This window comes from Staphylococcus sp. HMSC065D05 (assembly GCF_001813195.1).
Lineage (GTDB): Bacteria > Bacillota > Bacilli > Staphylococcales > Staphylococcaceae > Staphylococcus > Staphylococcus epidermidis.
Map to the genome: position 1 here is coordinate 83556 of NZ_KV811746.1, position 24649 is coordinate 108204.

The window sequence follows — 24649 nt, forward strand, 5'->3', positions numbered from 1 at the left end:
CAAATGGACACAGGATACAAAGTGTATAAAATGATAGTATATTCATATAGTAGTTTGTGAAATAATCATATATGCTACACTCAAAACGAGTGAGAAAGAGAGCTAGCTTCAAATACATATCTTAAAAGAAGAGCTATGTTGTATCAAAAGTATTTTTATTATTTAACATTGTGTGATATTCAAGCATAGATAATGATTAAAGTTTAGGCTTTTAATAATGGAGGTGTGAACATGCCGTTATTTTTAAAACCCATTTTTCTCGATAAAGTATGGGGCAGTGATAATCTTCGCCAATTTGGGTATCAACTACCTAATAATCATATAGGTGAATGTTGGGGAATTTCAGCACATCCACATGGCAAAAGTGTGATTGAAAATGGTATATTTGCTGGTCAAACATTGGATCAAGTATGGAACAATCATAGAGAAATGTTTGGAGATTTTCCAAGTAAAGATTTTCCGTTAATGGCTAAAATTGTAGATGCTGCTGCGCCATTGTCTATTCATGTACATCCAGACGATTCTTATGCATATGAACACGAAGAAGGTCAATATGGAAAATCTGAATGTTGGTACATCATTGAAGCTGATGAAGGTGCAAAGATTACTATAGGTACGTATGCGAAATCTCGTGATGAATTTGAAGAGCAATTGAAGCAAGGTACATTTGAAAAACATTTGAGAACAATACAAGTGCAACCAGGAGATTTTTACTTTATACCAGCTGGAACGATACATTCCATAGGTGCAGGCATTATGGCGTATGAAGTCATGCAATCATCAGATATTTCATATAGAATTTATGATTATCATAGAAAAACAGACAATAGTGAGGAACGTGAATTAAATATAGATAAGGCATTAGATGTTATTAATTATTCAAATGAACTACCTAATATCACTCCTCAAAATGAAGTGATAGAAAATCACAATTGTACACATATTGTATCGAGTGATTTTTTTACTATGGTTAAGTGGGATATTTCTGGTACTCTAAATTATATGAAGCCTAGAGAATTTTGCCTTGTTTCTGTTTTAGATGGACAAGGTAAACTTATTGTAGATGGTGATATATATGAAATATCTACAGGTTCAAACTTTGTGTTAACTTCTGAAGATTTAGATAGTGTTTTCGAAGGAGATTTCAAACTAATCATTAGTTACATTTAATAAGTATTAAAAAATATACCAATTTAAGTATAGGTGATATAAGGAGAGAGGCTTTGTGAAGCAATTTTTATATATTTCTCTAGTTTGTGGCATTATTTCAGGAGCAGGTATATTTTTACAATTACCGCATTATCCATCTATGATGATTCCAAGATTTGTGGCGATTCTTGGAATAATTAGCGCTGCAATCACAATAAGAGATAAGGAAATAAGTGGTATGCTTAAACTTGGTGGAATAATGATTAATATAATGCCGTTACTTGGGAGTGTTATTGCTAAATGAAAGATGACGATATGCAAGTGTCTAACGATGATACTTGCATTTTTAATTTTTAAAAGCAACTTTTAATGATAAGTGTTGTTTAGAATAGTGAATGATATTATGATAAAATAAATAAAAATATTTAATAATAATGATGATCACATTTAAGTGATTACTGATGAGACCCATGGTTGTTTAGAGTGAATGATATGAAAATAGAACATAAATTAATTTTAGGATAAGGAGCATTATAATGACTGAGGAAATTAACTATTTTTGGCTTAATTGTGGTTACAATAGATGGAATCATAATGAACCATTAGTGGGACAGACAGCGTTATTTGAATCTGGCGCACATTTTAATCCTACACAAGGATATAGAGCATTTAAAAAAGCTAAAGCTGGAGATCAAGTAATTTTTTATCAAGTACAAACAGATTCTGGTCTTTTAGGTATAGGTGAAATTATAAGTGTGCAATCCGGTGCTCAAAATAAAATAAGAGTAGAATTTAAATTTAAAGAAACGCTAAAACCACTTACAACTGATTATCTTAAAAGAAGTGAAGTACTCGATTTTCGTATGAGTAACATGAGAGAAACACTTTTCAACCAAATCAGAGAGTCAGAATTTGAGTTAATAGTTAGTTTAGGTAAAGGAAAATCAAAAATTCCTCGATATTTTTTATTAGCAGAAACAGAAGCGTTTGAACCTGGTAAAAACTATACTATATTTACTCATACATTTAATGGAATCAAAAGGAATGGTTATCATTTTTACACTCAACTAGAGGTAGGTGATAACATTATTATATATAATAAATATCAAAATCAATCGGTTATCGGTATTGGCGAAGTATCAAAGCATTTACATGAGAAACCACCTATACCAGGTCGAACGAATAGTACAGCTATTGAAATTTTTTATGAGAAAGATATTAAGCCCATTTCATTAGGTCATTTGAATAAACATCCTAAATTGAAGAATTTGTATTTCTTACAAGAAAATGCGAAACAGTCAATAGCAAGTATGTCACAAGCTCAATACGATGCCATTTTGGACATGAGTATGAATAATGGTATTAAACATCCTTTTGAAACAGTAAAAAAAGCAGAACTATCAACTCAAAATGCTGAAGATGATAGTTTAAAACCTTTTGTATTATTAGTTGTTGAGCAAAAAGGAGAAGGCTTAAAGGCTGCTGAAGAATTACTCCAAAAAACTAATGCAAACCCTGTGATTACAAGTGGACATCCAGATTTTACTGAAGATATGCTTTATGGTAAATATTTACCAAATGAGTCAGGAGCGCTATATTATCGTGAAGGATTCATTACACACCTAATGCCTAAGAAAGATAAAAGTTATTTAGTCATTGATAACTTCAATCGCATCGATGTGGATATTTTCCAAACATATATTAATGTACTTGAAGGCTATGAAGTGACATTACCAAGATATAATAAAGATGGAAGCATGATTAAGTGGTCAAAAAATAAGGATTCTTTTTATCATTTTAATCCTAATTGGCATATTATTGGTATTACATATGACTCTATAGAAAAAATTAAGCAAAAATATTCGTCACAGTTTTTAAAATATACGCGTATCGTCAAAGTGAATCATGACTAATCGTGTAATCAGTCGTATGAAGAACACATAACTGATTCATTTTATAAAGTAGATTATAACTATACATTTCCTAGTGATTTAAACCTTATTAAGTTAGAATGATGTTAACTTAATAAGGTTTATTTATTATACCTAAATGGGAATCTAAATAATTAAGCAATGAAAAAGGAGTGTATACACATGCCAATAATTTATTATGATGGAAATTGTGTTTATTGTTATAACTATGCAATTTGGTTAATTCAAAATGGACTTTCACATAAATATGAGTTTGCAACAATTAAAGGTCAAATAGGTAAACAATTTTTTGAAAATTATCCTGATGCTCAAAATAAGAATAGTGTTATTCTTCAAAAAGGGAATCATTTAGAATTTGAATCACAGGCTGTTGCAACATTGATATCTTCACTACCTAATCACTCTAAATTTCTTGGAATAGGATTAAGATTAATTCCTAAACCATTAAGAGATTTAGGATATCGATTATTTGCAAATAATCGAGATAAAATGTGGAAAACACATTGGCACAAGCCAACTGATTATGAAAAATCATTTTTTCTTGATGATAATGAAAGAATCAAACTAACCTAATTGATAAAATATGATTTAATTGATAATAAAAGAAGATGAACAAGCTCAAAATTAAAATCATTTAGACAGATATTTTGAGAAATCAAAGTAATATTTATTTTGTCTCTTAGTGTTATTTTACTTTACAAATTAGAATTATTATAATATAATAACTATTGTAAAAATGAGGTTTGAAGGAGTGTTTGATATGAGTCAACAACAAGATGTAGTCAAAGAATTAAATCAACAAGTCGCAAACTGGACGGTAGCTTATACAAAGTTGCATAATTTCCATTGGTACGTTAAAGGCCCTAATTTCTTTTCTTTACACACAAAATTCGAAGAATTATACAATGAAGCTAGTCAATATGTTGATGATTTAGCAGAAAGAATTTTGGCAATAGGTGGTAATCCAATAGGAACACTTTCCGAGTGTTTAGATAAATCAATAGTAAATGAAGCAGGAAAACATTATTCAGCTGAAGAAATGGTAGAAGAATTGTCTAAAGATTTTTCTAAAATCTCTAAACAATTAGAACAAGCAATTGAAGTGGTTGGAAGCGCTAGTGATGACGTTTCAGAAGATATGTTTATCGGCATGCAAACTTCAGTTGATAAGCATAATTGGATGCTACAATCTTATTTAGGTCATTAATTTTTAGTAACTTACATTTTAATTTTAAATTGACGATCTCAAAAATTTTTAGTGTAGCTATTAGAAAAGAGTGGAACGACAAACGCATTGAATGTTTGTCATCCCACTCTATTTTTATATTTTCTATTCAGCTATTTCGAGTGCTATTTCCATCATTTGAGTAAATGATGTTTGTCTCTCTTCTGCACTAGTGGCTTCATCTCTTAGAATATGATCACTCACTGTAAAAATACCTAAAGCCTTTTTATTTGCATGGATGGCATTTAAATATAAACCTGCAGACTCCATTTCGATACCTAAGATACCCATTTTTTTCCATGAATCATTAAAAGTTGAATCAGCATTATAAAATGTATCAGATGACAAAACGTTACCTACGTGTGATACGGCACCAATTTCATCAGCAGCTTTCTTAGCTTTCGCTACTAGATTAAAATCAGCAATAGGTGCAAAGTGACCTGGTATATTAAATTGATCAACATAATTTGAGTTTGTAGAAGCGGCTTGTGCAATAATTACATCATATAAATTGACATCTTCTTGAAGAGCGCCACACGAACCTACGCGAATGATTGTATCCACATCAAAGAAATGGTAAAGTTCATAAGAATAAATGCCAATACTTGGAATCCCCATCCCAGACCCCATTACAGAAACTTCTTTGCCTTTATAAGTTCCAGTGTAACCAAACATATTACGTACTGTATTGAATTGTTCAACATTTTCTAAAAAATTTTCAGCAATATATTGAGCACGTAATGGATCGCCTGGCATTAATACAGTTTTAGCTATTTTAACTCCATTTGGGTTAATGTGAGGTGTACTTTCTGTCATAATATATCTTCTCCTTAATAGTCAGTTCGCAATATCATTATAACCGTTATATTACCATTTTAAGATAACATTTGTTTATCTTTTTTGCGAATTTTTGTACTATGTAATTAAAGGTAAATATGTTTTGTTTTTTAAAGATATATTAAAGTTATGTGAAGATTTAATATTCTGAGATAGTAATAAACTAAAAACATGGAGGAAAAATGATGAATAAAGCAAAATTAATAGACCATACATTATTAAAACCTGATTCAACAAAGGAACAAATTGATACTATTATAAATGAAGCAAAAGCATATCAGTTTAAGTCTGTATGTGTGAACCCTACACATGTACAATATGCATCTGAACAACTTAAAGGAACTGATGTTTTAGTGTGTACTGTTATTGGATTTCCACTAGGTGCAACAACTACAGCAGTTAAATCTTATGAAACAAAAGATGCGATTAATAATGGCGCTCAAGAGATTGATATGGTGATAAACATTGGAGCACTTAAGGATGGTCGTTTTGATGAAGTGCAAAATGATATCGAAGCCGTCGTTCAAGCAGCCAATGGTAAAACAGTTAAGGTCATTATTGAGACTGTTTTATTAACTGAGAAAGAAAAGATTAAAGCATGTCAATTATCTGAAGCGGCAGGTGCACATTTTGTTAAAACATCCACAGGTTTTGCTGGTGGGGGTGCTACAGTTGAAGATGTAAAATTAATGAAAGATACTGTTGGTGATCGTTTAGAAGTGAAAGCGTCAGGTGGCGTGAGAAATCTAGAAGATTTTAACAATATGATTGAGGCGGGTGCTACACGCATTGGTGCTAGTGCCGGTGTGCAAATTATTCAAGGACTTGAGTCAAATACTGATTACTAATACTAAATTTATTGTCTAAGGGAATGATGAATAATGAGAATGATTGACATCATAGAAAAGAAACGAGACGGTAAGTCATTAACAAGAGAAGAAATAGAATTTTTTGTAAACGGATACACTCGTGGGGAAGTTCCAGATTACCAAGCTTCAAGTTTAGCTATGGCGATATTCTTTCAAGATATGAATGATGAAGAAAGAGCCGCATTGACAATGTCAATGGTTAACTCAGGAGAGAGAATCGACTTAAGCGATATCAATGGTATAAAGGTAGACAAGCATTCTACAGGGGGCGTCGGTGATACAACGACACTCGTTCTTGCCCCATTAGTAGCGGCAGTAGGTGTTCCAGTTGCAAAGATGAGTGGTCGTGGTCTAGGACATACGGGGGGTACGATAGATAAATTAGAATCAGTTAAGGGATTTAATGTTGAAATCAGTGAAAAAGATTTTATAAAACTTGTAAATGATAATCAAGTAGCAGTAATAGGCCAATCAGGCAATCTCACACCAGCTGATAAAAAATTATATGCATTGAGGGATGTAACAGGAACAGTTAATTCTATTCCCCTCATCGCTTCGTCCATAATGAGTAAGAAAATTGCTGCTGGTGCAGATGCAATTGTTCTAGATGTCAAAACTGGCAGTGGTGCGTTTATGAAGACGCTAGATGATGCCGAAGCGCTTGCGCATGCGATGGTTAGAATCGGTAATAATGTAGGTCGTAATACGATGGCTATTATTTCAGATATGAGTCAACCTTTAGGAAATGCAGTTGGTAATTCGCTCGAATTAAAAGAAGCTATCGCAACATTAAAAGGAAATGGACCGAAAGATCTAACAGAGCTTGTGTTAACACTTGGTTCTCAAATGGTTGTCTTAGCTGAACAAGCAGAATCTTTAGATGAAGCGCGTCAGATGTTAGTCGATGCTATAAAAACAGGAAAAGCTTTAAACAAATTCAAAACATTTCTATCGAATCAAGGAGGAGATGACTCAATTGTGGATTCTCCTGAAAAGTTGCCTAGCGCGAAATATCAAGTTGAATTTAAAGCTAAAAAAGATGGTTTTATAACTGAAATAATAGCTAATGAGATAGGCGTTGCTTCAATGATGTTAGGCGCTGGTCGTCAAACAAAAGAAGACGTTATTGATTTAGGTGTAGGTATCGTGTTAAATAAAAAAGTAGGAGAACATGTTGAGAAGGGTGAAAATATTTTAACTATTCATACAAACACCAAAAAGATCGATGATATTTTAAACAAACTAGACAATAGTATTACTATTGAGAGTAAGGGCGAAGCTCCAACCTTAATTCATAAAATAATAACCGAGTAGGAGATGTAAATGATGACTACACCGTTCAAAAGAATTCATCTAATAGTTATGGACTCAGTAGGTATAGGCGAAGGTCCTGATGCAGCGGCATTCAATGACGAAGGATCACACACTTTAAAGCATACTTTAGAAGGATTTAAGCAAAAGTTACCACATCTAGAACAACTTGGATTAGGAAATATTGCACCGCTTCCTGTTGTTTCAAAAGTTACGCATCCGGGTGCATTTTATACCAAACTAAGTGAAGCTTCAGTAGGCAAGGATACAATGACAGGACATTGGGAAATTATGGGGTTAAATATAATGCAACCATTTAAGGTTTATCCAAATGGTTTCCCAGCAGAGCTTGTTAAAGAGATTGAATCAATGACTGGACGCAAGGTTGTAGCAAATAGACCTGCTTCAGGAACTCAGATTATTGACGAGTGGGGCGAACATCAAATGAAAACTGGAGATTTAATAGTTTATACTAGTGCTGATCCAGTTTTACAGATTGCTGCACATGAAGACGTGATTCCACTTGAAGAACTTTACGAGATTTGTGAAAAAGTTCGTGAACTAACAAAAGATCCTAAATATTTAATAGGAAGAATCATTGCTCGACCATATGTTGGAGAACCTGGTAACTTCACTAGAACTTCTAATCGACATGATTACGCGTTAAAACCATTTGGACGAACAGTGATGAATAGCCTTAAAGATAATGGTTATGATGTAATCGCGATTGGTAAAATTAACGATATTTATGATGGTGAAGGCGTGACAGAAGCTATACGTACTAAAAATAATATGGACGGTATGGATCAATTGATTGAAGTTGTAAAAAAAGATTTTGAAGGCATCAGTTTCCTTAATTTAGTTGATTTTGATGCATTGTATGGCCATCGTCGTGATAAAGAAGGCTATGCTCAAGCAATTAAAGATTTTGATCTTCGTTTACCTGAATTAATGAATCATTTAAGAGAAGATGATTTAGTTATTATTACAGCTGATCATGGTAATGATCCAATTGCTAAAGGTACAGATCATACACGTGAATACATTCCACTTTTAATGTTTAGTCCAAAAATTAAAGATTATCATGAACTTTCACAAGACACGACATTTAGCTCTATCGGTGTTACAATAGCAGATAACTTCAACGTAGAATTACCTAAATATGGAAAAAGTTATTTAAAAGAAATGGGGGTTGAGCATCAATGAAGGTTTTAAGATTCTTATTAGGACTAGCATTTGGAACAGCTGGTGTTTTACATTTTACTAGAGAGAGACAATTTAGAAATATTGTTCCAGATTATTTACCTTTACAAAAAACTGCCGTATTGGTAACAGGGGTCATAGAAATCTTTTTTGGTATCATGTTGCTTATTAAAAGGCCAGCATCATGGTTGAAAAAGGGTATTAATTTATTCTTGTTAGCAGTGTTCCCAGCAAATATTTATATGGCTCGTAAAGGATTGCCATTAGGTGACAAAGAACTACCTAAATGGGCACTTTATTCTAGATTACCATTGCAATTTGTGCTTATTAAAGCCATTAAAAAATTATAATTTTTTCAGAAAATAAGACCTTCTAAAATGATAACTAGTTAGCATTTTAGAAGGTTTTTTTATAAAAAAAGAGAAATGTCGAAGGGAAGATTTATTCGACATTTCTCCATAATGATATTAATTAAGCGTTTTATGCTTAGTTGTATGGTTAAATGGTTAACTATTTATCTTCTCCATAGATGTCGTTCCATTGCTCTCTTTTATCTAAGAATGCTTGAGCAATTGTTTTAGCACCTTCTAAAGAATGACTTGCAGCCCAACCACATTGAACCTCATTACAAGCTGGAACTTCGCTAGCATTTAACACATCATGCAATGTTTGATCTATAATATTTAATACGTCATCGTAGTCGTCATGATTAATAAATGAAACATAGAATCCAGTTTGACAACCCATAGGACTTAAATCTACTACTTTATCAGTATGATTTCTAATGTTTTCTGCCATTAAATGCTCTAAGGAATGTAGACCAGGCATATCCATATGTTCCTTATTAGGCTGTTTGAAACGAATGTCATATTTGTGTATGACATCACCATTAAGACCCTCCATAGTACCGGCTAGACGAATAAAAGGTGCAACAACCTTAGTATGGTCTAAATTAAAGCTTTCTACATTCATTTTAGTCATGCATTTATCCTCCTTATTGCTATATAGCAATTTTTGTTTAATTCAATAAATAGATTGTAACAATACTCATATACATTTACAATTTTTCTAAACTAATAGACTGTTATCTTTTAAATTGTAAGAAAATTGTGTAAAAATTAATGACAACCAATATTAAATCCGATAAAATAAGTAATAATTAAAAAAGAATGATTGATACGCAAAGTTTCAAAGGGAGTTAGATACAATGCATAATAAACAAAAGATATTAGATTTTATAGAGAATAATAAATATGATTATGTTGAAATAAGTCATCGTATTCATGAACGCCCTGAATTAGGCAATGAAGAAATTTTTGCATCGAGAACGTTAATTGACCAATTAAGAGCAAATCGATTCGAAATCGAAACGGATATTGCAGGACATGCAACAGGATTTATAGCAACGTATGATTCTGATATGACTGGACCGGTTATAGGATTTCTAGCTGAATACGATGCTTTACCTGGTCTTGGTCACGCGTGCGGGCATAATATTATTGGTACTGCTAGCGTACTTGCTGCAGTAGCACTAAAAGAAGTCGTCGATGAAATTGGCGGTAAAGTAGTCGTTTTGGGATGTCCTGCTGAAGAAGGTGGGGAAAATGGCTCCGCAAAAGCTTCTTATGTTAAAGCAGGTGTCATTGATGAAATTGATGTGGCATTGATGATTCATCCTGGAAATGAAACCTATCGTACAATTAATACTTTAGCTGTGGATGTTCTAGATATTAAATTCTATGGACGTAGTGCGCATGCATCTGAAAATGCAGATGAAGCATTAAACGCTTTAGATGCAATGATTTCATATTTTAATGGTATCGCACAGTTAAGGCAACACATTAAAAAAGGACAACGAGTTCACGGGGTTATTTTAGACGGTGGTAAAGCGGCTAATATTATACCTGATTTTACACATGCGAGATTTTATACTCGAGCTACTTCGCGGAGAGAACTTGATGTTTTAACTGAAAAAGTAAACCAAATTGCAAGAGGTGCTGCGATTCAAACTGGGTGTGATTTTGAATTTGGTCCTATCCAGAATGGTGTAAACGAATTTATTAAAGCGCCTAAACTTGATGATTTATTTGAAAAATATGCAACTGAATTAGGAGAAGAAGTGATTGATGATGATTTTGGTTATGGATCTACAGATACAGGTAATGTAAGTCATGTTGTACCAACAATCCATCCACATATTAAAATTGGTTCTCGAAATCTTGTAGGACATACCCACCGCTTTAGAGAAGCGGCTGCAAGTTTACAAGGTGATCAGGCACTAATTCGAGGTGCAAAAATTTTAGCATTAATGGGACTAGAATTAATCGAAAATAAACCGTTGTTAGACGAAATAATTGAAGAGCATACGCATATAAAGGGGCATGTTAAGTAATGAATAATAAAGTAAATGGTCCGTTTCTCACACTTAGTGATTTGTATAATGATGACATTGTTTACACATCTCGACCTTCATATGTGTCGAATCCATGGTTGAAACCAGATGAACATCAATCAAATTTCTTAACTGGAAGAGAATTACTTATAGCTAATCGTTTTCCTGTCATTGTTCATGAGGCAAGTGTTACAAACAAATTAGAACAACTTTTTAATATAGTGGGTAGGGAAATTCCACCACATACTTATAAATTTAATAATCAAGAAACATATGAAAGCTTGATAAGGAATTTAGCTCTTCATCACGGTAAAAAAATCTACTTTCAATATATTCATGATGAAGATATTCTACCTAAAGAATATTATGCACTTGATAAAGATGTTTTTGTTGCTCTTAATAATAAAGCACGAATTCCGGAATGGACTAATAACAAATATCTACCACAAAGAGAAATTGTCTCAATTAAAGATTTTGAATCTCGTATTCAAACATGGTCGTATCCATTTGTCATAAAACCAGGCGATGATTTACCTACAGCAGGAGGATATGGTGTTATGATTTGTTATAATGATACAGATTTAGATAAAGCTATCACACGCATCAACAATGCATCAGCAGAGACTGAACATTTAATCATTGAACAAAAAATTAATGCAGTGAATAACTATTGTGTACAATTTGCTTATTCAGATGATATTGGTATCAAATACTTAGGAACAGCGCAACAGTTAACTAATGACTATGGATTTTACAACGGAAATGAAAATGTTAATGATGTGCCTCAGAATGTAATAGACGCTGGTAGAGAGATTATGGAAATAGGCGTAAGCAAAGGTTTTTTTGGTGTAGCAGGTTTTGACTTACTAGTAGATGATAAAAATGATGTTTATGCGATTGATTTAAATTTTAGGCAAAACGGATCAACGAGTATGCTACTTTTAGCAAAAGATTTAACTCATGGATATCATAAATTTTACAGTTACTTTTCTAATGGAGATAATACAAAATTCTATAATGCTATTTTAAAATACGTAGAATTAGGTGTACTTTATCCACTTTCCTATTACGATGGAGATTGGTATGGAAAGAATCAAGTTAATTCTAGATTTGGCTGCATTTGGCATGGAGAAAATAAAGAATTAATTAATCGATATGAACAACAATTTATATTGGAAGCTGGATTATAAGTGTATGATTCTTTAAGGATATTAAGTAGTGTTTGATAAAGAAGTTAGAATAATCAATCATGTCCCAGTTTACAAATAAGATTTGAATTTTAACATTATTGACTATCAATCGTTAGTATTTTAAGATTTAAAGTAAGAAACACTATGAATAACTTATGAATTGAGGGTTAAGTATGTCATACAAATATGAAGCATTTTTTAAAGATATTTTGATTAATGAATATATTTATTTTGCTTCAAAAAATAAAAAATTAATTAGAATACAACATGAGAATTTGCCATTTATTGCTATGTGGACAGACGAAAATGTTGCTGAGTCTTATTTGTTACATCATTCAATCGAATACGACAAAATCATTAGAGCAGATATTGACCGTTTTGTAACATATGAAATGGATGAAATCTTTGATCCTGGTGACAAAGTTTTAGTTAATGTGAATAATGGTGAAGAAGGAAACATTGTAGATATAGTTAAAATGACTGATGAGTTAATGTCTGAATTAGATGATATAAGAATGAGAGAGTTTGTTAAAGATGTCGCAAAATATGACGAAGTATACGGATTGACAAACAAAGGTGAAAAGAATTTTATTATGATTTCAGATGATGACCATAATAAACCTCACATCATGCCTGTTTGGAGTATTAAGAGTAGAGCGCGTAAAGTACGTGATCAAGATTTTGAAGAATGTGATTTAATTGAAATTGAAGGTAAAGTCTTTAGTGAATGGTTAGACAAGTTACGCGATGATAATAAAGCAGTAGCGATTGATTTGAAATCAGGTGTTGTAGGTACTGTTGTATCAGCGCAAAAATTGTCAAATGAAGCAACATTTTAATTGATTATATTAGAAAAAGTCTGCAACATGTGTTTATAGTATTTACACCCCAAAAGTTAGATTTTAGTTTAACTTTTGGGGTGATTTTTTATAAACGAATATTATAAATTTGATAGTAAAATGATGTTTGAAGCTAACACTGAGAAAATTCAACGTATAAAGTAAGTTAGATGGTAAGGTAAGTAACAATCAATACCAATTTGCTTCCACTCATCTTCCTATTAGAGGTAAAGTGCTCCTAAAGCGCCTGAAAAAGCACCATTCTCAATATAGTATGGTTTAAATCCTCTTAGAACAGTGTAATTCTCAACAACTTCACGTAGTAATTGATTGTTATTAAATGATGAACCGATATATACAACGTGCTTAGTCTTATATTCACGTGCTAAAGTAATAGCCATAGTTGTTATAACTTCACCAACGACACCAATTGCAGAGGCAAGTTTGTTAGCTGAAGTAAACTGATTATCTAAGTGATGTAATACATTTCCAAAATTTGCTGCTGTTAAATCTCCAGGAATTGGTGGTTCAGTATCTTTATAAATATGTTTTACTTTTAAATCAATGGCATCACGATCACCATTTTGAGCTAAATTCGTTAATTCTTTATAATCTGTTATATTGGACAATAAATAGCCTAAACCTTGTATCATCCCACCTCCGGTACCTACACCTCCAACACGTTGTTGCTCTTTTCCGTCAAAATAGTGGAAAGAAGTACCTGTTCCTACATTAGCAAAAATGTAATGTTCAATTTGATGACCTTGTTCATCCAATAAAATTTCTAAACCTTTTGATGATGCATCGAACTCTACAAATATTTCAGGTGATTGATGAATTTGATCTGCTATTACTCCAGCATTTCCACCTGTAAGCTTTAATGTTTCAATTTCTTCATTGTTAAGCCAATCTATGACTTTTTGGATGTTAGTTGTTAATTCAGTTCTGTAATATCTGCGATTGTCATGCTCTTGTACAATTTTAATTAAAGTGCCTCCAGCATCAATTCCAATCTTCATATGTCTATCACTCCATAACAATTATTGTCACTCATTATAGTATAGTAAATTAACTGAAAAACAAGTGAATATTTATAGAAAGCTCTTATTAAGATACACTTATTTTAATAATAAAGTTAATAATAAATATAGGGTAGTCATTATAGTGATGACATACATATTAATAAAATGAGGTTGTAATGAGTTGAATTAGGGTAAAATGATGTTGAGCAAGAGAAAATGTTATACATAACGAGTCCGATAGTCATAATTATTTAATTCATATATAATATAAATGGTAATTAATAGATAGGGGTAAAGCAATGTTTATAAAAAGGGATTTTGATGATATTACAGTTCAAGTATATGAAGAAAAATATAGAAATGCACTTAACCAATTTGAATTAAGTGAAAGACAACAAATATATTCTTCATTACCTCAAACTGTTTTAGATGATGCATTAAAAGATGAAAATCGAATTGCCAATGTAGCTTTAAATAAAGAAGGAAAAGTAGTGGGGTTCTTCGTATTGCATCGTTATTATCAACATGAAGGTTATGATACACCAAACAATGTTGTTTATGTACGTTCATTGTCAGTTAATGAAAAGTTTCAAGGCCATGGATATGGGACAAAAATGATGATGTTTTTACCAGAGTATGTTCAAGCATTATTTCCTGATTTTACACATTTATACTTAGTAGTAGACGCTGAAAATCAAAGCGCTTGGAACGTTTATGAACGTGCAGGTTTTATGCATACAGCTACAAAAGAAGAAGGACCTATCGGGAAAGAAAGACTCTATTATTTAGATTTAGATTCAAAACATGTGTCTTCTTTAAGGTTAAAAGAGGGGGAGTCAGCATATAGTGATGATATTCATGTGATTAATTTGCTTAAAGATGATGTAAAGGTAGGGTTTATTGCACTAGAACAAAATGATAATAAAATGAATATTTCTGCAATCGAGGTTAATAAGCAAAATAGAAATGAAGGAATTGCAGAAAGTGCTTTACGTCAATTAGCAACGTATATACGTAAACATTTTGAAAACATTGAAGTTTTATCAATTACTTTATATGGCGAACGTAATGAGTTAAAACCATTGTGCTTGAATAGTAATTTTGTAGCAATAGAGGAAACTGAGGATTATACACGTTTTGAAAAATATATTAATTATTAACAGTGATTGCTAAATCACAACTTGTCATTTATAATTTATTTTTGTTACTATTAATAAATGATTATTTGACGTTAATTTAAAGAAAATCCTTTGAAAGGAAGTATTTTTATATGAAAATTCAAGATTACACAAAAGAAATGATTGATGAGAAATCATTTATCGACATGGCCTATACTTTATTAAATGATAAACAAACAACGATGAATTTATATGATATTATTGATGAATTTAAATCTTTAGGTGGATATGAGTATGAAGATATTGAAAATCGAATAGTCCAATTCTATACCGATTTAAACACAGATGGTCGTTTTTTAAATGTAGGAGAAAATCTTTGGGGTCTACGTGACTGGTACTCTGTAGATGATATTGAGGAAAAAATCGCACCAACAATTCAAAAATTCGATATTCTAGATGACGAAGATGAAGAAGATCAAAACCTTAAATTATTAGGTGATGACGACACTGATGAAGATGACGATATTCCTGCTCAAACAGAAGATCAAGAAACATTAGACGAGTCAGATAATGATGAAGATGATGTTGAAATGAATGATACAGATATCGTTATTGATGAAGACGAAGACGAAGATATTGCTGAAGGTGAAGAAGAAGCCTTTGAAGACGCCGAAGACTTTAATGATTAATCAAGTAACTATATTTTAATTTAAAAATATGTCTCGCTTTATAACAGAAACATTAAAGTGGGACTTTTATTTTTATTTAAAAGGTGGTAGTATTTTATTTGGGCTCCTTTAATTAGGACACGTGTATTAAATAGATACGCTCCCCTTACAATTGCTGTGAGAGGGAGCGATTTTTTTATTTTTAATATTCATAATGAAATGTAAAAGTGAATCAAATTGTTGAGTAATATACCAAATTTATTTCATTATTATTGTTAAATACATAGTTTACTCACAGTTTTTAATAGATTTTATCAATCATTAAATAGTTTACTAAATTATACAGGAGGTCAGACAATGACAAAGTTTATTTTTGTAACAGGCGGGGTTGTGTCATCATTAGGAAAAGGGATAACAGCCGCTTCTCTAGGAAGATTACTTAAAGATAGAGGACTTAAAGTTACAATACAAAAATTCGATCCATATTTAAATGTAGACCCAGGTACAATGAGTCCTTATCAACATGGTGAAGTGTTCGTTACAGATGATGGTGCTGAGACTGATTTAGACTTAGGACATTATGAACGTTTTATAGATATTAATTTAAATAAATATTCAAATGTTACTGCCGGAAAAGTATATTCACATGTGTTGAAAAAAGAGCGTCGTGGTGATTACTTGGGTGGTACTGTACAAGTTATTCCTCATATTACAAACGAAATTAAAGAAAGATTGCTATTAGCTGGTGAGAGTACTAATGCGGATGTTGTAATTACTGAAATTGGTGGAACAACAGGTGATATAGAGTCTTTACCTTTCTTGGAAGCCATTCGTCAAATTAGAAGCGACTTAGGTCGTGAAAATGTAATGTATGTACATTGTACTTTGCTTCCATATATTAAAGCTGCTGGGGAAATGAAAACAAAACCTACACAGCATAGTGTTAAAGAATTACGAGGCCTAGGTATCCAACCTGATTTAATAGTAGTACGAACAGAATACGAAATGACACAAGATTTGAAAGACAAAATCGCGCTATTCTGTGATATCAAAAAGGAAAGTGTTATAGAATGTAGAGATGCAGATTCTCTTTATGAAATTCCGTTACAACTTAGTAAGCAAAATATGGATGACATTGTTATTCAACGTTTACAATTAAATGCCAAGTATGAAACGCAACTGGATGAGTGGAAACATCTATTAGATACCGTTAATCATTTAGATGGTAAAATTACAATTGGTTTAGTTGGTAAATATGTGAGCTTACAAGATGCTTATCTATCAGTTGTTGAATCACTTAAGCATGCTGGTTATCCATTTAAAAAAGATGTTGTGGTAAAATGGATTGATTCAAGTGAAGTTAATGATCATAATGTTGAGGCTTATTTATCCGACGTTGATGGTATTTTAGTTCCTGGTGGATTTGGATTCAGAGCAAGTGAAGGTAAAATTGCAGCTATTCGTTATGCCCGTGAGAATAACATACCGTTCTTTGGCATTTGTTTAGGTATGCAATTGGCAACTGTTGAATTTGCGCGTCATGTTTTAGGCTATGAAGGTGCGCATTCAGCAGAATTAGATCCAAGTACACCTTATCCAATTATAGATTTATTACCAGAACAAAAGGATATTGAAGATTTAGGTGGAACCCTAAGACTTGGTCTTTATCCTTGCCACATTAAAGAAGGTACATTGGCAGAGAAAATTTATAATAAAAATGATATTGAAGAACGTCATCGTCATAGATATGAATTCAATAACGAATTTAGGGAACAATTAGAAAGTAACGGTATGGTCTTTTCAGGGACAAGTCCAGATGGTCGTTTAGTAGAAATTATAGAAATACCTAAAAATGATTTCTTTATTGCATGTCAATTCCATCCTGAATTCTTATCAAGACCTAATCGTCCACAGCTTATATTTAAATCATTTGTAGAAGCGGCGTTAAATTACCAACAAAAATAATTGTTTTGATGCACAAACAATATAAAGCTAAATAAAAATGGTCATTTCCTTAAAAGCAAAAGGAAATGACCATTTTTTAATTGTCCATTAAACTTTATCAGTGTACTTTATTTATCATTATACATTAGATGTTTTGGTTATAATTATTATACGTTCTTGCTTCATCAGTTAATTACACGGATGAAATTATTTTATAGAAAATAATTGAACGACTACACACATATTCTACAAATCCAAATCTCTAGTCATTTCAATCATTTGAGTATAAATATCATAATAAATATAATTTAAGGCCATCGGATGTGGTTGAATGATTTTATCATAATCTTCTGTGTAAACAATGGGCCTAGGTGTTGATAAATTAACATAATGAATTAAATGATTTGGAAAATCATCTCGTTTAGGGTTATTACAAATAAGCACTAAATCGACATCTAAATCAATAAGTTGGAGTACATCACTTTCAACTTCCGAAGTGTAGTATGGTGAAAATAACAGTACCCTATCTGTAGTATCTATATCGTTAAAATTTTGTAAATCTTCAAGTGGTAAACTAGACGCTAATTTTTCATGGCTTTGTAATATGAATGATTCATAGAATTTTAAATCATCGTACCCTTTGATATAGACATGTCCTTCTCCACCAATTGCTTGAATGAGGCATTGAGCTGCCATTTGAATATCTAACTCTTGTTTTTCAAGCCGATTAAAAATACCAGTTAATTGTGTGTTTAAGATTTTTGACATTGTAAACCTCCAATCTCTTTACTGAAATATTGTAAATAATCCTAGGTAGATATGCAATATGTGAACATTTTTCGAAATGTATTCGCTTCCAAAAACGTAAAAACAATTAAATTCGAAAAATATCAATATTAAATAAAATATTCGAATGCAATCAGTATATATTTTTGATATAATGACGTTGAAAAAAACGTGCACTGATGCACTCAAGGAGGAACTTTCATGCCTTTAGTTTCAATGAAAGAAATGTTAATCGATGCGAAAGAAAACGGTTATGCGGTTGGTCAATACAATCTTAATAACCTCGAATTTACACAAGCTATTTTAGAAGCGTCTCAAGAAGAGAATGCGCCAGTTATTCTAGGTGTTTCTGAAGGGGCAGCTCGTTATATGAGTGGCTTTTATACAGTTGTGAAAATGGTAGAAGGTTTAATGCATGACTTAAACATCACAATCCCAGTAGCAATTCATTTAGACCACGGTTCAAGCTTTGAAAAATGTAAAGAAGCAATTGATGCTGGATTCACATCTGTAATGATTGATGCATCTCATAGTCCTTTTGAAGAAAATGTTGAAATCACTTCTAAAGTAGTTGAGTATGCTCACGATAGAGGCGTTTCTGTAGAAGCTGAATTAGGTACAGTTGGTGGACAAGAAGACGACGTAGTTGCTGATGGCGTTATCTATGCAGACCCTAAAGAATGTCAAGAACTAGTAGAAAAAACTGGAATTGATACTTTAGCACCAGCATTAGGTTCTGTACATGGACCATATAAAGGCGAACCTAAATTAGGATTTAAAGAGATGGAAGAAATTGGTGCTTCAACTGGATTACCTTTAGTACTACACGGTGGTACAGGTATTCCGACTAAAGATATTCAAAAAGCTATTCCTTATGGTACTGCTAAAATTAACGTGAATACTGAAAATCAAATTGCGTCTGCTAAAGCAGTTCGTGAAGTATTAAACAACGACAAAGATGTGTATGATCCACGTAAATATTTAGGACCACCACGTGAAGCTATTAAAGAGACAGTTAAAGGTAAAATTAGAGAATTCGGTACTTCCAATCGCGCTAAATAATTTAAATATCTTTGTTATTGGTCATTGAACATAAGTTCAGTGACCTCTTTTTATGCTATAATAATGACAGAAAATTACATTTTATGGTTACAATATTCAATATTGGGAAGATTTCATATAATAAAATAGCTTACAAACGAATAATTAACAAAATAAATGATTAACTGAAAAGATAAGTGGTATTAGTTCATTGACTATTCTTAGTCGTAATTAGCAATCTTTATAAAAAGCAAAATGATGCTATAAATAAATTGTATTTATTGTAAAAATAAGTATTTTACAAATAAAGTAAAATTATCTTATAATGCTAATAATGTGATATTTTAAAAAGAAGGAAACAAAGGAGAAAAGTGATATGGCTCAAGAGGTAATAAAAATTAGAGGTGGACAAACACTAAAAGGAGAAGTAGAAATTAGTGGAGCAAAAAATAGTGCAGTTGCTATTATCCCCGCAACTTTATTAGCTCAAGGACAAGTAAAGTTGGATGGCCTTCCTCAAATCTCTGATGTCGAAACTCTAGTAAGTTTGTTAGAAGATTTAAATATTAAAGCAAGATTAAATGGTAAACAATTAGAAGTGGATACTACACAAATAGAGAATGCACCTCTACCTAATAATAAAGTTGAGTCTTTACGTGCTTCTTATTATATGATGGGTGCAATGCTTGGTCGTTTTAAAAAATGTGTAATTGGATTGCCGGGTGGATGTCCACTCGGACCAAGACCTATTGACCAACATATTAAGGGGTTCAAAGCATTAGGTGCAGAAATTGACGAATCTAGCAATACATCCATGAAATTAGTAGCAAAAGAACTTAGAGGCGCTCATATATTTTTAGATATGGTAAGTGTTGGAGCGACGATTAATATTATGCTTGCGGCAGTTCATGCTAAAGGTCAAACTGTTATTGATAATGCAGCCAAAGAACCTGAAGTTGTAGATGTTGCGAACTTTTTAATGAGTATGGGTGCTGATATTAGAGGAGCTGGTACAACATCAATAAAAATTAATGGTGTTGAGGAACTAAAAGGTTCAGAGTATCAAATTATTCCAGATAGAATTGAAGCTGGTTCTTATATGTGTATGGCCGCAGCAATGGGTGAAGAGGTCATTTTACATAATATAGTCCCTAAACATGTTGAAGCTTTAACTGTTAAGTTAAAAGAGTTAGGTGTAGATATTGAAATAGAAGATGAAAAAATTATCATTCGTAAACAAACACCGTATAAAAATGTAGATATAAAAACGCTTGTTTATCCAGGTTTTGCAACTGATTTACAACAACCTATTACACCATTATTATTCATGACAGAAGGGCCTTCATTTGTGACTGATACTATTTATCCAGCGCGTTTTAAACATGTAGAAGAATTACAGCGTATGGGCGCTAATATTAAATCGGATGAGGGAACAGCTGTAATTAAACCTTCGACACTTAATGGAGCTGAAGTATATGCAAGTGATTTACGTGCAGGCGCTTGCTTAATTACTGCAGGTTTAATAGCTGAAGGTGTGACAACAATATTTAATGTAAAACATATTTATAGAGGATATACTAACATCGTTGAACATCTTAAAGCACTTGGTGCTGATATTTGGACGGAAACGGTTTAATTCTTAACACAATTTTTAAATTAACAACATTTATATTTGAGTGATATGTAATAGTGAGTGTATCAGAATTCAAGTTAAATACGTTGTTTCTCTGCAACAAATCCCAAACTTATAATGTTTGTAAAATGATCTGATGAATTAATCTAATTTAGGATGTTTAAATAGAGTACAATAAAGATTGATTTAAGCGCAATTTAAATTTAGTGATTGACTTACTTATAAGTTAAGAAAGTCTGGGACATTATTGTCTCAGGCTCTTTTTGATTCGAAATCAAATTTGAGAAATGTAATTTCATATTTCAATTATAGTAAGCGCATTTTAGTAACTAGTATTTATTTAAATCAACCTGTGAGCAAGTTATGTTTATTATCTGTAAAAATAGGATAGTATATGTATATAAGTTTTCTAAGGAGTGAATATAATAAGATGAGAAATTTCACTAAACAATATATAAACGGTGAATGGGTTGATAGTGCAAGCGGCGAAACTATTGATGTTATTAATCCTGCAACTGAAGAAGTAATGGGTAAAATTGCTAACGGTAACGAAGAAGATGTTAATAAAGCTGTAGATGCTGCAGATAAAGTATATTTAGAATTTAGACATAGTTCTGTTGATGAAAGAAGAGAACTTTTAGATAAGATTGTAAAAGAATATCAAAATAGAAAAAATGATTTAATTGAAGCAATTACCGATGAACTAGGAGCGCCTTTATCAGTTTCCGAGAACGTTCATTATCAAATGGGATTGAATCACTTTACAGCTGCAAGAGATGCTTTAGATAGCTTCCAATTTGAAGAACAACGTGGCGATGATTTGGTTGTTAAAGAAGCCATTGGAGTTGCTGGACTTGTTACACCTTGGAATTTCCCTACAAACCAAACTTCACTTAAATTAGCTGCTGCGTTTGCTGCTGGAAGTCCTGTTGTTCTAAAACCATCTGAAGAAACACCATTTGCTGCAATTATTTTAGCAGAAATTTTTGATAAAGCAGGCGTACCTAAAGGTGTGTTTAACTTAGTTAATGGTGATGGATCTGGAGTAGGAAATCCTTTAAGTGAACATCCTAAAGTAAGAATGATGTCATTTACAGGTTCTGGTCCTACAGGTTCAAAAATTATGGAAAAAGCTGCAAAAGACTTCAAAAAAGTGTCTCTAGAATTGGGTGGGAAATCACCTTATATCGTATTAGATGACGTTGATGTTGAAGAAGCTGCTAATGCAACAACGAAAAAAGTTGTTAACAATACAGGGCAAGTTTGTACTGCAGGAACACGTGTACTTATTCCTGAAAGTATTAAAGAAGACTACTTAACAGCAGTTAAAGAAGCATTTAGTAAAGTTAAAGTAGGTCAACCAAGAGAAGAAGGAACTCAAGTAGGTCCTATTATTAGTAAAAAACAATTCGATCAAGTTCAGGATTACATTGATAAAGGTATCAATGAAGGAGCAGAGTTATTCTACGGCGGTCCTGGTAAACCAGAAGGATTAGATAAAGGTTATTTTGCGCGTCCAACTATATTTATTAATGTAGATAATCACATGACGATTGCACAAGAAGAAATTTTCGGACCTGTTATGTCTGTAATCACTTATAATAATCTTGACGAAGCTATTGAAATTGCTAATGATACGAAATATGGTCTTGCTGGCTATGTTATTGGTAAAGATAAAGATACATTGAGACATGTCGCTCGTTCAATCGAAGCTGGTACAATTGAAATTAATGAAGCTGGTAGAAAACCAGACTTACCATTCGGTGGTTATAAAGAATCTGGCTTAGGTCGTGAATGGGGCGATTATGGTATCGAAGAATTCTTAGAAGTAAAATCAATAGCTGGATATTTTAAATAATTAGTAAATTAAATTAAAAGTTGCAATTAAACAAAACACGGAACTAATTTTGTTCTGTGTTTTGTTTTTTATGTTAAAATTCCTAAAATCATTTTGTAATTAAAATGAAAATTTGCTATAGTTAGTCTAGTAATTAGAAGGTTGAGAAATATATAAACGTATAAATATAGCTATAATGTGACTTTTTATTATTGACAGTCACATAAGTATCAAGATAAACATCTATTATTTGGTTAAGCTAACTATACGTTTATTATTTTTGAACTTCGTAAAATAAATAATTAATGAAATGGGTGCAAGTCTATGCCTGGTAGAGAACGAACATCTCCGCAGTATGAATCTTTCCACGAATTATATAAAAACAATACTACTAAAGAGCTCACTCAAAAAGCCAAATCTTTAAAATTAACTAATTACAGTAAATTAAATAAAAAAGAATTGGTACTTGCCATTATGGAAGCACAAATGGAAAAAGATGGTAATTACTATATGGAAGGAATATTAGATGATATTCAACAAGATGGATATGGTTTCTTAAGAACCGTTAACTATTCTAAAGGTGAGAAGGATATTTATATTTCTGCAAGCCAAATTCGACGTTTTGAAATAAAACGTGGTGATAAAGTAACGGGTAAAGTTCGTAAACCAAAAGATAATGAAAAATATTATGGTCTACTTCAAGTTGATTTTGTGAACGATCATAATGCAGAAGAAGTCAAAAAGCGTCCTCACTTCCAAGCTTTAACACCTCTTTATCCTGAAGAAAGAATCCTATTAGAAACGCAATCTACAAATTATTCCACTCGTATAATGGATTTAGTCACACCAATAGGTCTTGGTCAACGTGGTCTTATTGTTGCACCACCTAAAGCTGGTAAGACAAGTTTATTAAAAGAAATCGCTAATGCAATAGCGAGTAATAAACCTGAAGCGAATTTATTTATCTTACTAGTAGGTGAGCGTCCAGAAGAAGTGACGGATATTGAAAGATCGGTTGAATCTGCAGAAGTCGTTCATTCGACTTTCGATGAACCACCAGAACATCATGTTAAAGTTGCTGAATTATTATTAGAGCGTGCAAAGCGATTAGTTGAAATTGGAGAAGATGTAATTATACTTATGGACTCCATAACACGTTTGGCTCGAGCATATAATTTAGTCATACCACCTAGTGGACGTACATTGTCAGGTGGGCTTGATCCCGCTTCATTACACAAACCTAAAGCGTTTTTTGGTGCAGCACGTAACATTGAAGCTGGGGGAAGTTTGACAATTTTAGCTACTGCTTTAGTTGAGACAGGATCTCGTATGGATGATATGATTTATGAAGAGTTCAAGGGTACAGGTAATATGGAATTACATCTTGATCGCAAGTTATCAGAACGTAGAATATTCCCAGCGATAGACATAGGTCGTAGTTCAACACGAAAAGAAGAGCTATTAATCACTAAAGCGGAATTAGATTCATTATGGCAATTACGAAATTTATTTACCGATTCAACAGACTTTACAGAACGTTTTATTAGAAAACTTAAGCGTTCGAAAAATAATAAAGAATTCTTTAAGCAATTGCAAAAAGCAGCTGAAGAGAGTACTAAAACAGGAAGACCAATTATTTAAACTCGTAGATTAA

23 protein-coding genes are annotated in these 24649 nt (G+C 32.2%); 19 read left to right on the forward strand and 4 right to left on the reverse strand.

Going from position 1 to position 24649, the window contains the following annotated elements; genetic code table 11:
* Window positions 1-231: 231 nt before the first annotated feature.
* The 5 genes from HMPREF2897_RS05435 (at window position 232) to HMPREF2897_RS05455 (ending at window position 4287) form a co-directional block, all read left to right on the forward strand.
* On the forward strand, window positions 232-1170 hold the full coding sequence (locus HMPREF2897_RS05435) for a type I phosphomannose isomerase catalytic subunit (protein ID WP_002447815.1): 939 nt from the start codon (window positions 232-234) through the stop codon (window positions 1168-1170).
* 55 nt (window positions 1171-1225) lie between these two features.
* Window positions 1226-1453: a hypothetical protein gene (locus HMPREF2897_RS05440; RefSeq protein WP_002458728.1), complete on the forward strand. Its 228-nt coding sequence runs from the start codon at window positions 1226-1228 to the stop codon at window positions 1451-1453.
* Between the two features lie 232 nt (window positions 1454-1685).
* Window positions 1686-3062, forward strand: coding sequence for an EVE domain-containing protein (locus HMPREF2897_RS05445; protein ID WP_002491193.1), 1377 nt, complete (start codon window positions 1686-1688; stop codon window positions 3060-3062).
* Between the two features lie 180 nt (window positions 3063-3242).
* On the forward strand, window positions 3243-3653 hold the full coding sequence (locus HMPREF2897_RS05450) for a thiol-disulfide oxidoreductase DCC family protein (protein WP_002487070.1): 411 nt from the start codon (window positions 3243-3245) through the stop codon (window positions 3651-3653).
* Between the two features lie 187 nt (window positions 3654-3840).
* The gene (locus HMPREF2897_RS05455; protein ID WP_070592788.1) at window positions 3841-4287 is read left to right on the forward strand and encodes a Dps family protein; all 447 of its coding nucleotides are present in this window, start codon (window positions 3841-3843) and stop codon (window positions 4285-4287) included.
* A gap of 123 nt (window positions 4288-4410) precedes the next feature.
* Here the strand turns inward: HMPREF2897_RS05455 and deoD are convergent, their stop codons facing one another.
* Window positions 4411-5121 carry a purine-nucleoside phosphorylase gene (deoD, locus tag HMPREF2897_RS05460; RefSeq protein WP_002447810.1) on the reverse strand — a complete coding sequence of 237 codons (711 nt, stop codon included), beginning with the start codon at window positions 5119-5121 and terminating at the stop codon, window positions 4411-4413.
* Window positions 5122-5327: 206 nt separating this feature from the next.
* Between deoD and deoC the strand changes: the two genes are divergently transcribed.
* From deoC to HMPREF2897_RS05480, 4 genes are read left to right on the forward strand one after another with little or no spacing between them, the layout of a single operon-like run.
* Window positions 5328-5990, forward strand: coding sequence for a deoxyribose-phosphate aldolase (gene deoC, locus HMPREF2897_RS05465; protein ID WP_002458726.1), 663 nt, complete (start codon window positions 5328-5330; stop codon window positions 5988-5990).
* Window positions 5991-6023: 33 nt separating this feature from the next.
* Window positions 6024-7325, forward strand: a complete 1302-nt coding sequence (locus HMPREF2897_RS05470) for a pyrimidine-nucleoside phosphorylase (protein ID WP_070592789.1) — start codon at window positions 6024-6026, stop codon at window positions 7323-7325.
* Window positions 7326-7337: 12 nt separating this feature from the next.
* A complete protein-coding gene (gene deoB, locus HMPREF2897_RS05475; protein WP_002458724.1) occupies window positions 7338-8528 on the forward strand; it encodes a phosphopentomutase in 1191 nt (396 codons plus the stop codon).
* Entirely contained in the window at window positions 8525-8875 is a 351-nt protein-coding gene (locus tag HMPREF2897_RS05480) for a DoxX family protein (protein ID WP_001829969.1), read from the forward strand. The genes deoB and HMPREF2897_RS05480 overlap by 4 nt, the downstream gene beginning before the upstream one ends.
* A 160-nt stretch (window positions 8876-9035) precedes the next feature.
* Here the strand turns inward: HMPREF2897_RS05480 and HMPREF2897_RS05485 are convergent, their stop codons facing one another.
* Window positions 9036-9506 carry an S-ribosylhomocysteine lyase gene (locus HMPREF2897_RS05485; RefSeq protein WP_070592790.1) on the reverse strand — a complete coding sequence of 157 codons (471 nt, stop codon included), beginning with the start codon at window positions 9504-9506 and terminating at the stop codon, window positions 9036-9038.
* A 226-nt stretch (window positions 9507-9732) separates the two neighbouring features.
* Between HMPREF2897_RS05485 and HMPREF2897_RS05490 the strand changes: the two genes are divergently transcribed.
* The 3 genes from HMPREF2897_RS05490 (at window position 9733) to HMPREF2897_RS05500 (ending at window position 12946) form a co-directional block, all read left to right on the forward strand.
* A complete protein-coding gene (locus HMPREF2897_RS05490) occupies window positions 9733-10917 on the forward strand; it encodes a M20 family metallopeptidase (RefSeq protein ID WP_001829962.1) in 1185 nt (394 codons plus the stop codon).
* The gene (locus tag HMPREF2897_RS05495) at window positions 10917-12107 is read left to right on the forward strand and encodes an L-aspartate--L-methionine ligase LdmS (RefSeq protein ID WP_002447807.1); all 1191 of its coding nucleotides are present in this window, start codon (window positions 10917-10919) and stop codon (window positions 12105-12107) included. The genes HMPREF2897_RS05490 and HMPREF2897_RS05495 overlap by 1 nt, the downstream gene beginning before the upstream one ends.
* A gap of 173 nt (window positions 12108-12280) precedes the next feature.
* A complete protein-coding gene (locus HMPREF2897_RS05500) occupies window positions 12281-12946 on the forward strand; it encodes a DUF2750 domain-containing protein (RefSeq protein ID WP_002447806.1) in 666 nt (221 codons plus the stop codon).
* 221 nt (window positions 12947-13167) lie between these two features.
* On the opposite strand, the gene coaW is transcribed toward HMPREF2897_RS05500, so the two are convergent.
* The gene (gene coaW, locus HMPREF2897_RS05505; RefSeq protein ID WP_002458722.1) at window positions 13168-13965 is read right to left on the reverse strand and encodes a type II pantothenate kinase; all 798 of its coding nucleotides are present in this window, start codon (window positions 13963-13965) and stop codon (window positions 13168-13170) included.
* 302 nt (window positions 13966-14267) lie between these two features.
* On the opposite strand from coaW, the gene HMPREF2897_RS05510 reads away from it, so the two are divergent.
* The 3 genes from HMPREF2897_RS05510 (at window position 14268) to HMPREF2897_RS05520 (ending at window position 17719) form a co-directional block, all read left to right on the forward strand.
* A complete protein-coding gene (locus HMPREF2897_RS05510) occupies window positions 14268-15128 on the forward strand; it encodes a GNAT family N-acetyltransferase (RefSeq protein WP_002447804.1) in 861 nt (286 codons plus the stop codon).
* A 110-nt stretch (window positions 15129-15238) separates the two neighbouring features.
* The gene (gene rpoE, locus HMPREF2897_RS05515) at window positions 15239-15775 is read left to right on the forward strand and encodes a DNA-directed RNA polymerase subunit delta (RefSeq protein ID WP_002491186.1); all 537 of its coding nucleotides are present in this window, start codon (window positions 15239-15241) and stop codon (window positions 15773-15775) included.
* Window positions 15776-16111: 336 nt separating this feature from the next.
* A complete protein-coding gene (locus HMPREF2897_RS05520) occupies window positions 16112-17719 on the forward strand; it encodes a CTP synthase (protein WP_002491188.1) in 1608 nt (535 codons plus the stop codon).
* Between the two features lie 225 nt (window positions 17720-17944).
* Here the strand turns inward: HMPREF2897_RS05520 and HMPREF2897_RS05525 are convergent, their stop codons facing one another.
* A complete protein-coding gene (locus tag HMPREF2897_RS05525; RefSeq protein ID WP_001829945.1) occupies window positions 17945-18466 on the reverse strand; it encodes a DUF2529 domain-containing protein in 522 nt (173 codons plus the stop codon).
* Between the two features lie 219 nt (window positions 18467-18685).
* On the opposite strand from HMPREF2897_RS05525, the gene fdaB reads away from it, so the two are divergent.
* The 4 genes from fdaB to rho all read left to right on the forward strand — a co-directional run bounded on the left by fdaB (window position 18686) and on the right by rho (window position 24636).
* Window positions 18686-19546, forward strand: coding sequence for a class IIb fructose-bisphosphate aldolase FdaB (gene fdaB, locus HMPREF2897_RS05530; RefSeq protein WP_070592791.1), 861 nt, complete (start codon window positions 18686-18688; stop codon window positions 19544-19546).
* 355 nt (window positions 19547-19901) lie between these two features.
* Complete coding sequence (locus tag HMPREF2897_RS05535; protein WP_002447801.1) at window positions 19902-21161, forward strand: UDP-N-acetylglucosamine 1-carboxyvinyltransferase; 1260 nt, start codon at window positions 19902-19904, stop codon at window positions 21159-21161.
* A gap of 427 nt (window positions 21162-21588) precedes the next feature.
* Entirely contained in the window at window positions 21589-23016 is a 1428-nt protein-coding gene (locus HMPREF2897_RS05540; RefSeq protein WP_002475465.1) for an aldehyde dehydrogenase family protein, read from the forward strand.
* A 303-nt stretch (window positions 23017-23319) separates the two neighbouring features.
* The gene (gene rho / locus HMPREF2897_RS05545; RefSeq protein ID WP_002447799.1) at window positions 23320-24636 is read left to right on the forward strand and encodes a transcription termination factor Rho; all 1317 of its coding nucleotides are present in this window, start codon (window positions 23320-23322) and stop codon (window positions 24634-24636) included.
* The last annotated feature ends 13 nt before the right edge of the window (window positions 24637-24649 follow it).

Excerpts from the sequence above, each read along its gene's own strand:
- deoC (WP_002458726.1), top strand. The coding sequence starts at position 5,328 with ATGAATAAAGCAAAATTAATAGACCATACATTATTAAAACCTGATTCA.
- fdaB (WP_070592791.1), top strand. The coding sequence starts at position 18,686 with ATGCCTTTAGTTTCAATGAAAGAAATGTTAATCGATGCGAAAGAAAAC.
- deoB (WP_002458724.1), top strand. The coding sequence starts at position 7,338 with ATGACTACACCGTTCAAAAGAATTCATCTAATAGTTATGGACTCAGTA.
- HMPREF2897_RS05455 (WP_070592788.1), top strand. The coding sequence starts at position 3,841 with ATGAGTCAACAACAAGATGTAGTCAAAGAATTAAATCAACAAGTCGCA.
- HMPREF2897_RS05520 (WP_002491188.1), top strand. The coding sequence starts at position 16,112 with ATGACAAAGTTTATTTTTGTAACAGGCGGGGTTGTGTCATCATTAGGA.
- HMPREF2897_RS05450 (WP_002487070.1), top strand. The coding sequence starts at position 3,243 with ATGCCAATAATTTATTATGATGGAAATTGTGTTTATTGTTATAACTAT.
- HMPREF2897_RS05480 (WP_001829969.1), top strand. The coding sequence starts at position 8,525 with ATGAAGGTTTTAAGATTCTTATTAGGACTAGCATTTGGAACAGCTGGT.
- HMPREF2897_RS05500 (WP_002447806.1), top strand. The coding sequence starts at position 12,281 with ATGTCATACAAATATGAAGCATTTTTTAAAGATATTTTGATTAATGAA.
- HMPREF2897_RS05435 (WP_002447815.1), top strand. The coding sequence starts at position 232 with ATGCCGTTATTTTTAAAACCCATTTTTCTCGATAAAGTATGGGGCAGT.
- HMPREF2897_RS05510 (WP_002447804.1), top strand. The coding sequence starts at position 14,268 with ATGTTTATAAAAAGGGATTTTGATGATATTACAGTTCAAGTATATGAA.
- HMPREF2897_RS05445 (WP_002491193.1), top strand. The coding sequence starts at position 1,686 with ATGACTGAGGAAATTAACTATTTTTGGCTTAATTGTGGTTACAATAGA.
- HMPREF2897_RS05535 (WP_002447801.1), top strand. The coding sequence starts at position 19,902 with ATGGCTCAAGAGGTAATAAAAATTAGAGGTGGACAAACACTAAAAGGA.
- HMPREF2897_RS05490 (WP_001829962.1), top strand. The coding sequence starts at position 9,733 with ATGCATAATAAACAAAAGATATTAGATTTTATAGAGAATAATAAATAT.
- HMPREF2897_RS05540 (WP_002475465.1), top strand. The coding sequence starts at position 21,589 with ATGAGAAATTTCACTAAACAATATATAAACGGTGAATGGGTTGATAGT.
- HMPREF2897_RS05495 (WP_002447807.1), top strand. The coding sequence starts at position 10,917 with ATGAATAATAAAGTAAATGGTCCGTTTCTCACACTTAGTGATTTGTAT.
- deoD (WP_002447810.1), bottom strand. The coding sequence starts at position 5,121 with ATGACAGAAAGTACACCTCACATTAACCCAAATGGAGTTAAAATAGCT.
- coaW (WP_002458722.1), bottom strand. The coding sequence starts at position 13,965 with ATGAAGATTGGAATTGATGCTGGAGGCACTTTAATTAAAATTGTACAA.
- rpoE (WP_002491186.1), top strand. The coding sequence starts at position 15,239 with ATGAAAATTCAAGATTACACAAAAGAAATGATTGATGAGAAATCATTT.
- HMPREF2897_RS05525 (WP_001829945.1), bottom strand. The coding sequence starts at position 18,466 with ATGTCAAAAATCTTAAACACACAATTAACTGGTATTTTTAATCGGCTT.
- HMPREF2897_RS05470 (WP_070592789.1), top strand. The coding sequence starts at position 6,024 with ATGAGAATGATTGACATCATAGAAAAGAAACGAGACGGTAAGTCATTA.
- rho (WP_002447799.1), top strand. The coding sequence starts at position 23,320 with ATGCCTGGTAGAGAACGAACATCTCCGCAGTATGAATCTTTCCACGAA.
- HMPREF2897_RS05485 (WP_070592790.1), bottom strand. The coding sequence starts at position 9,506 with ATGACTAAAATGAATGTAGAAAGCTTTAATTTAGACCATACTAAGGTT.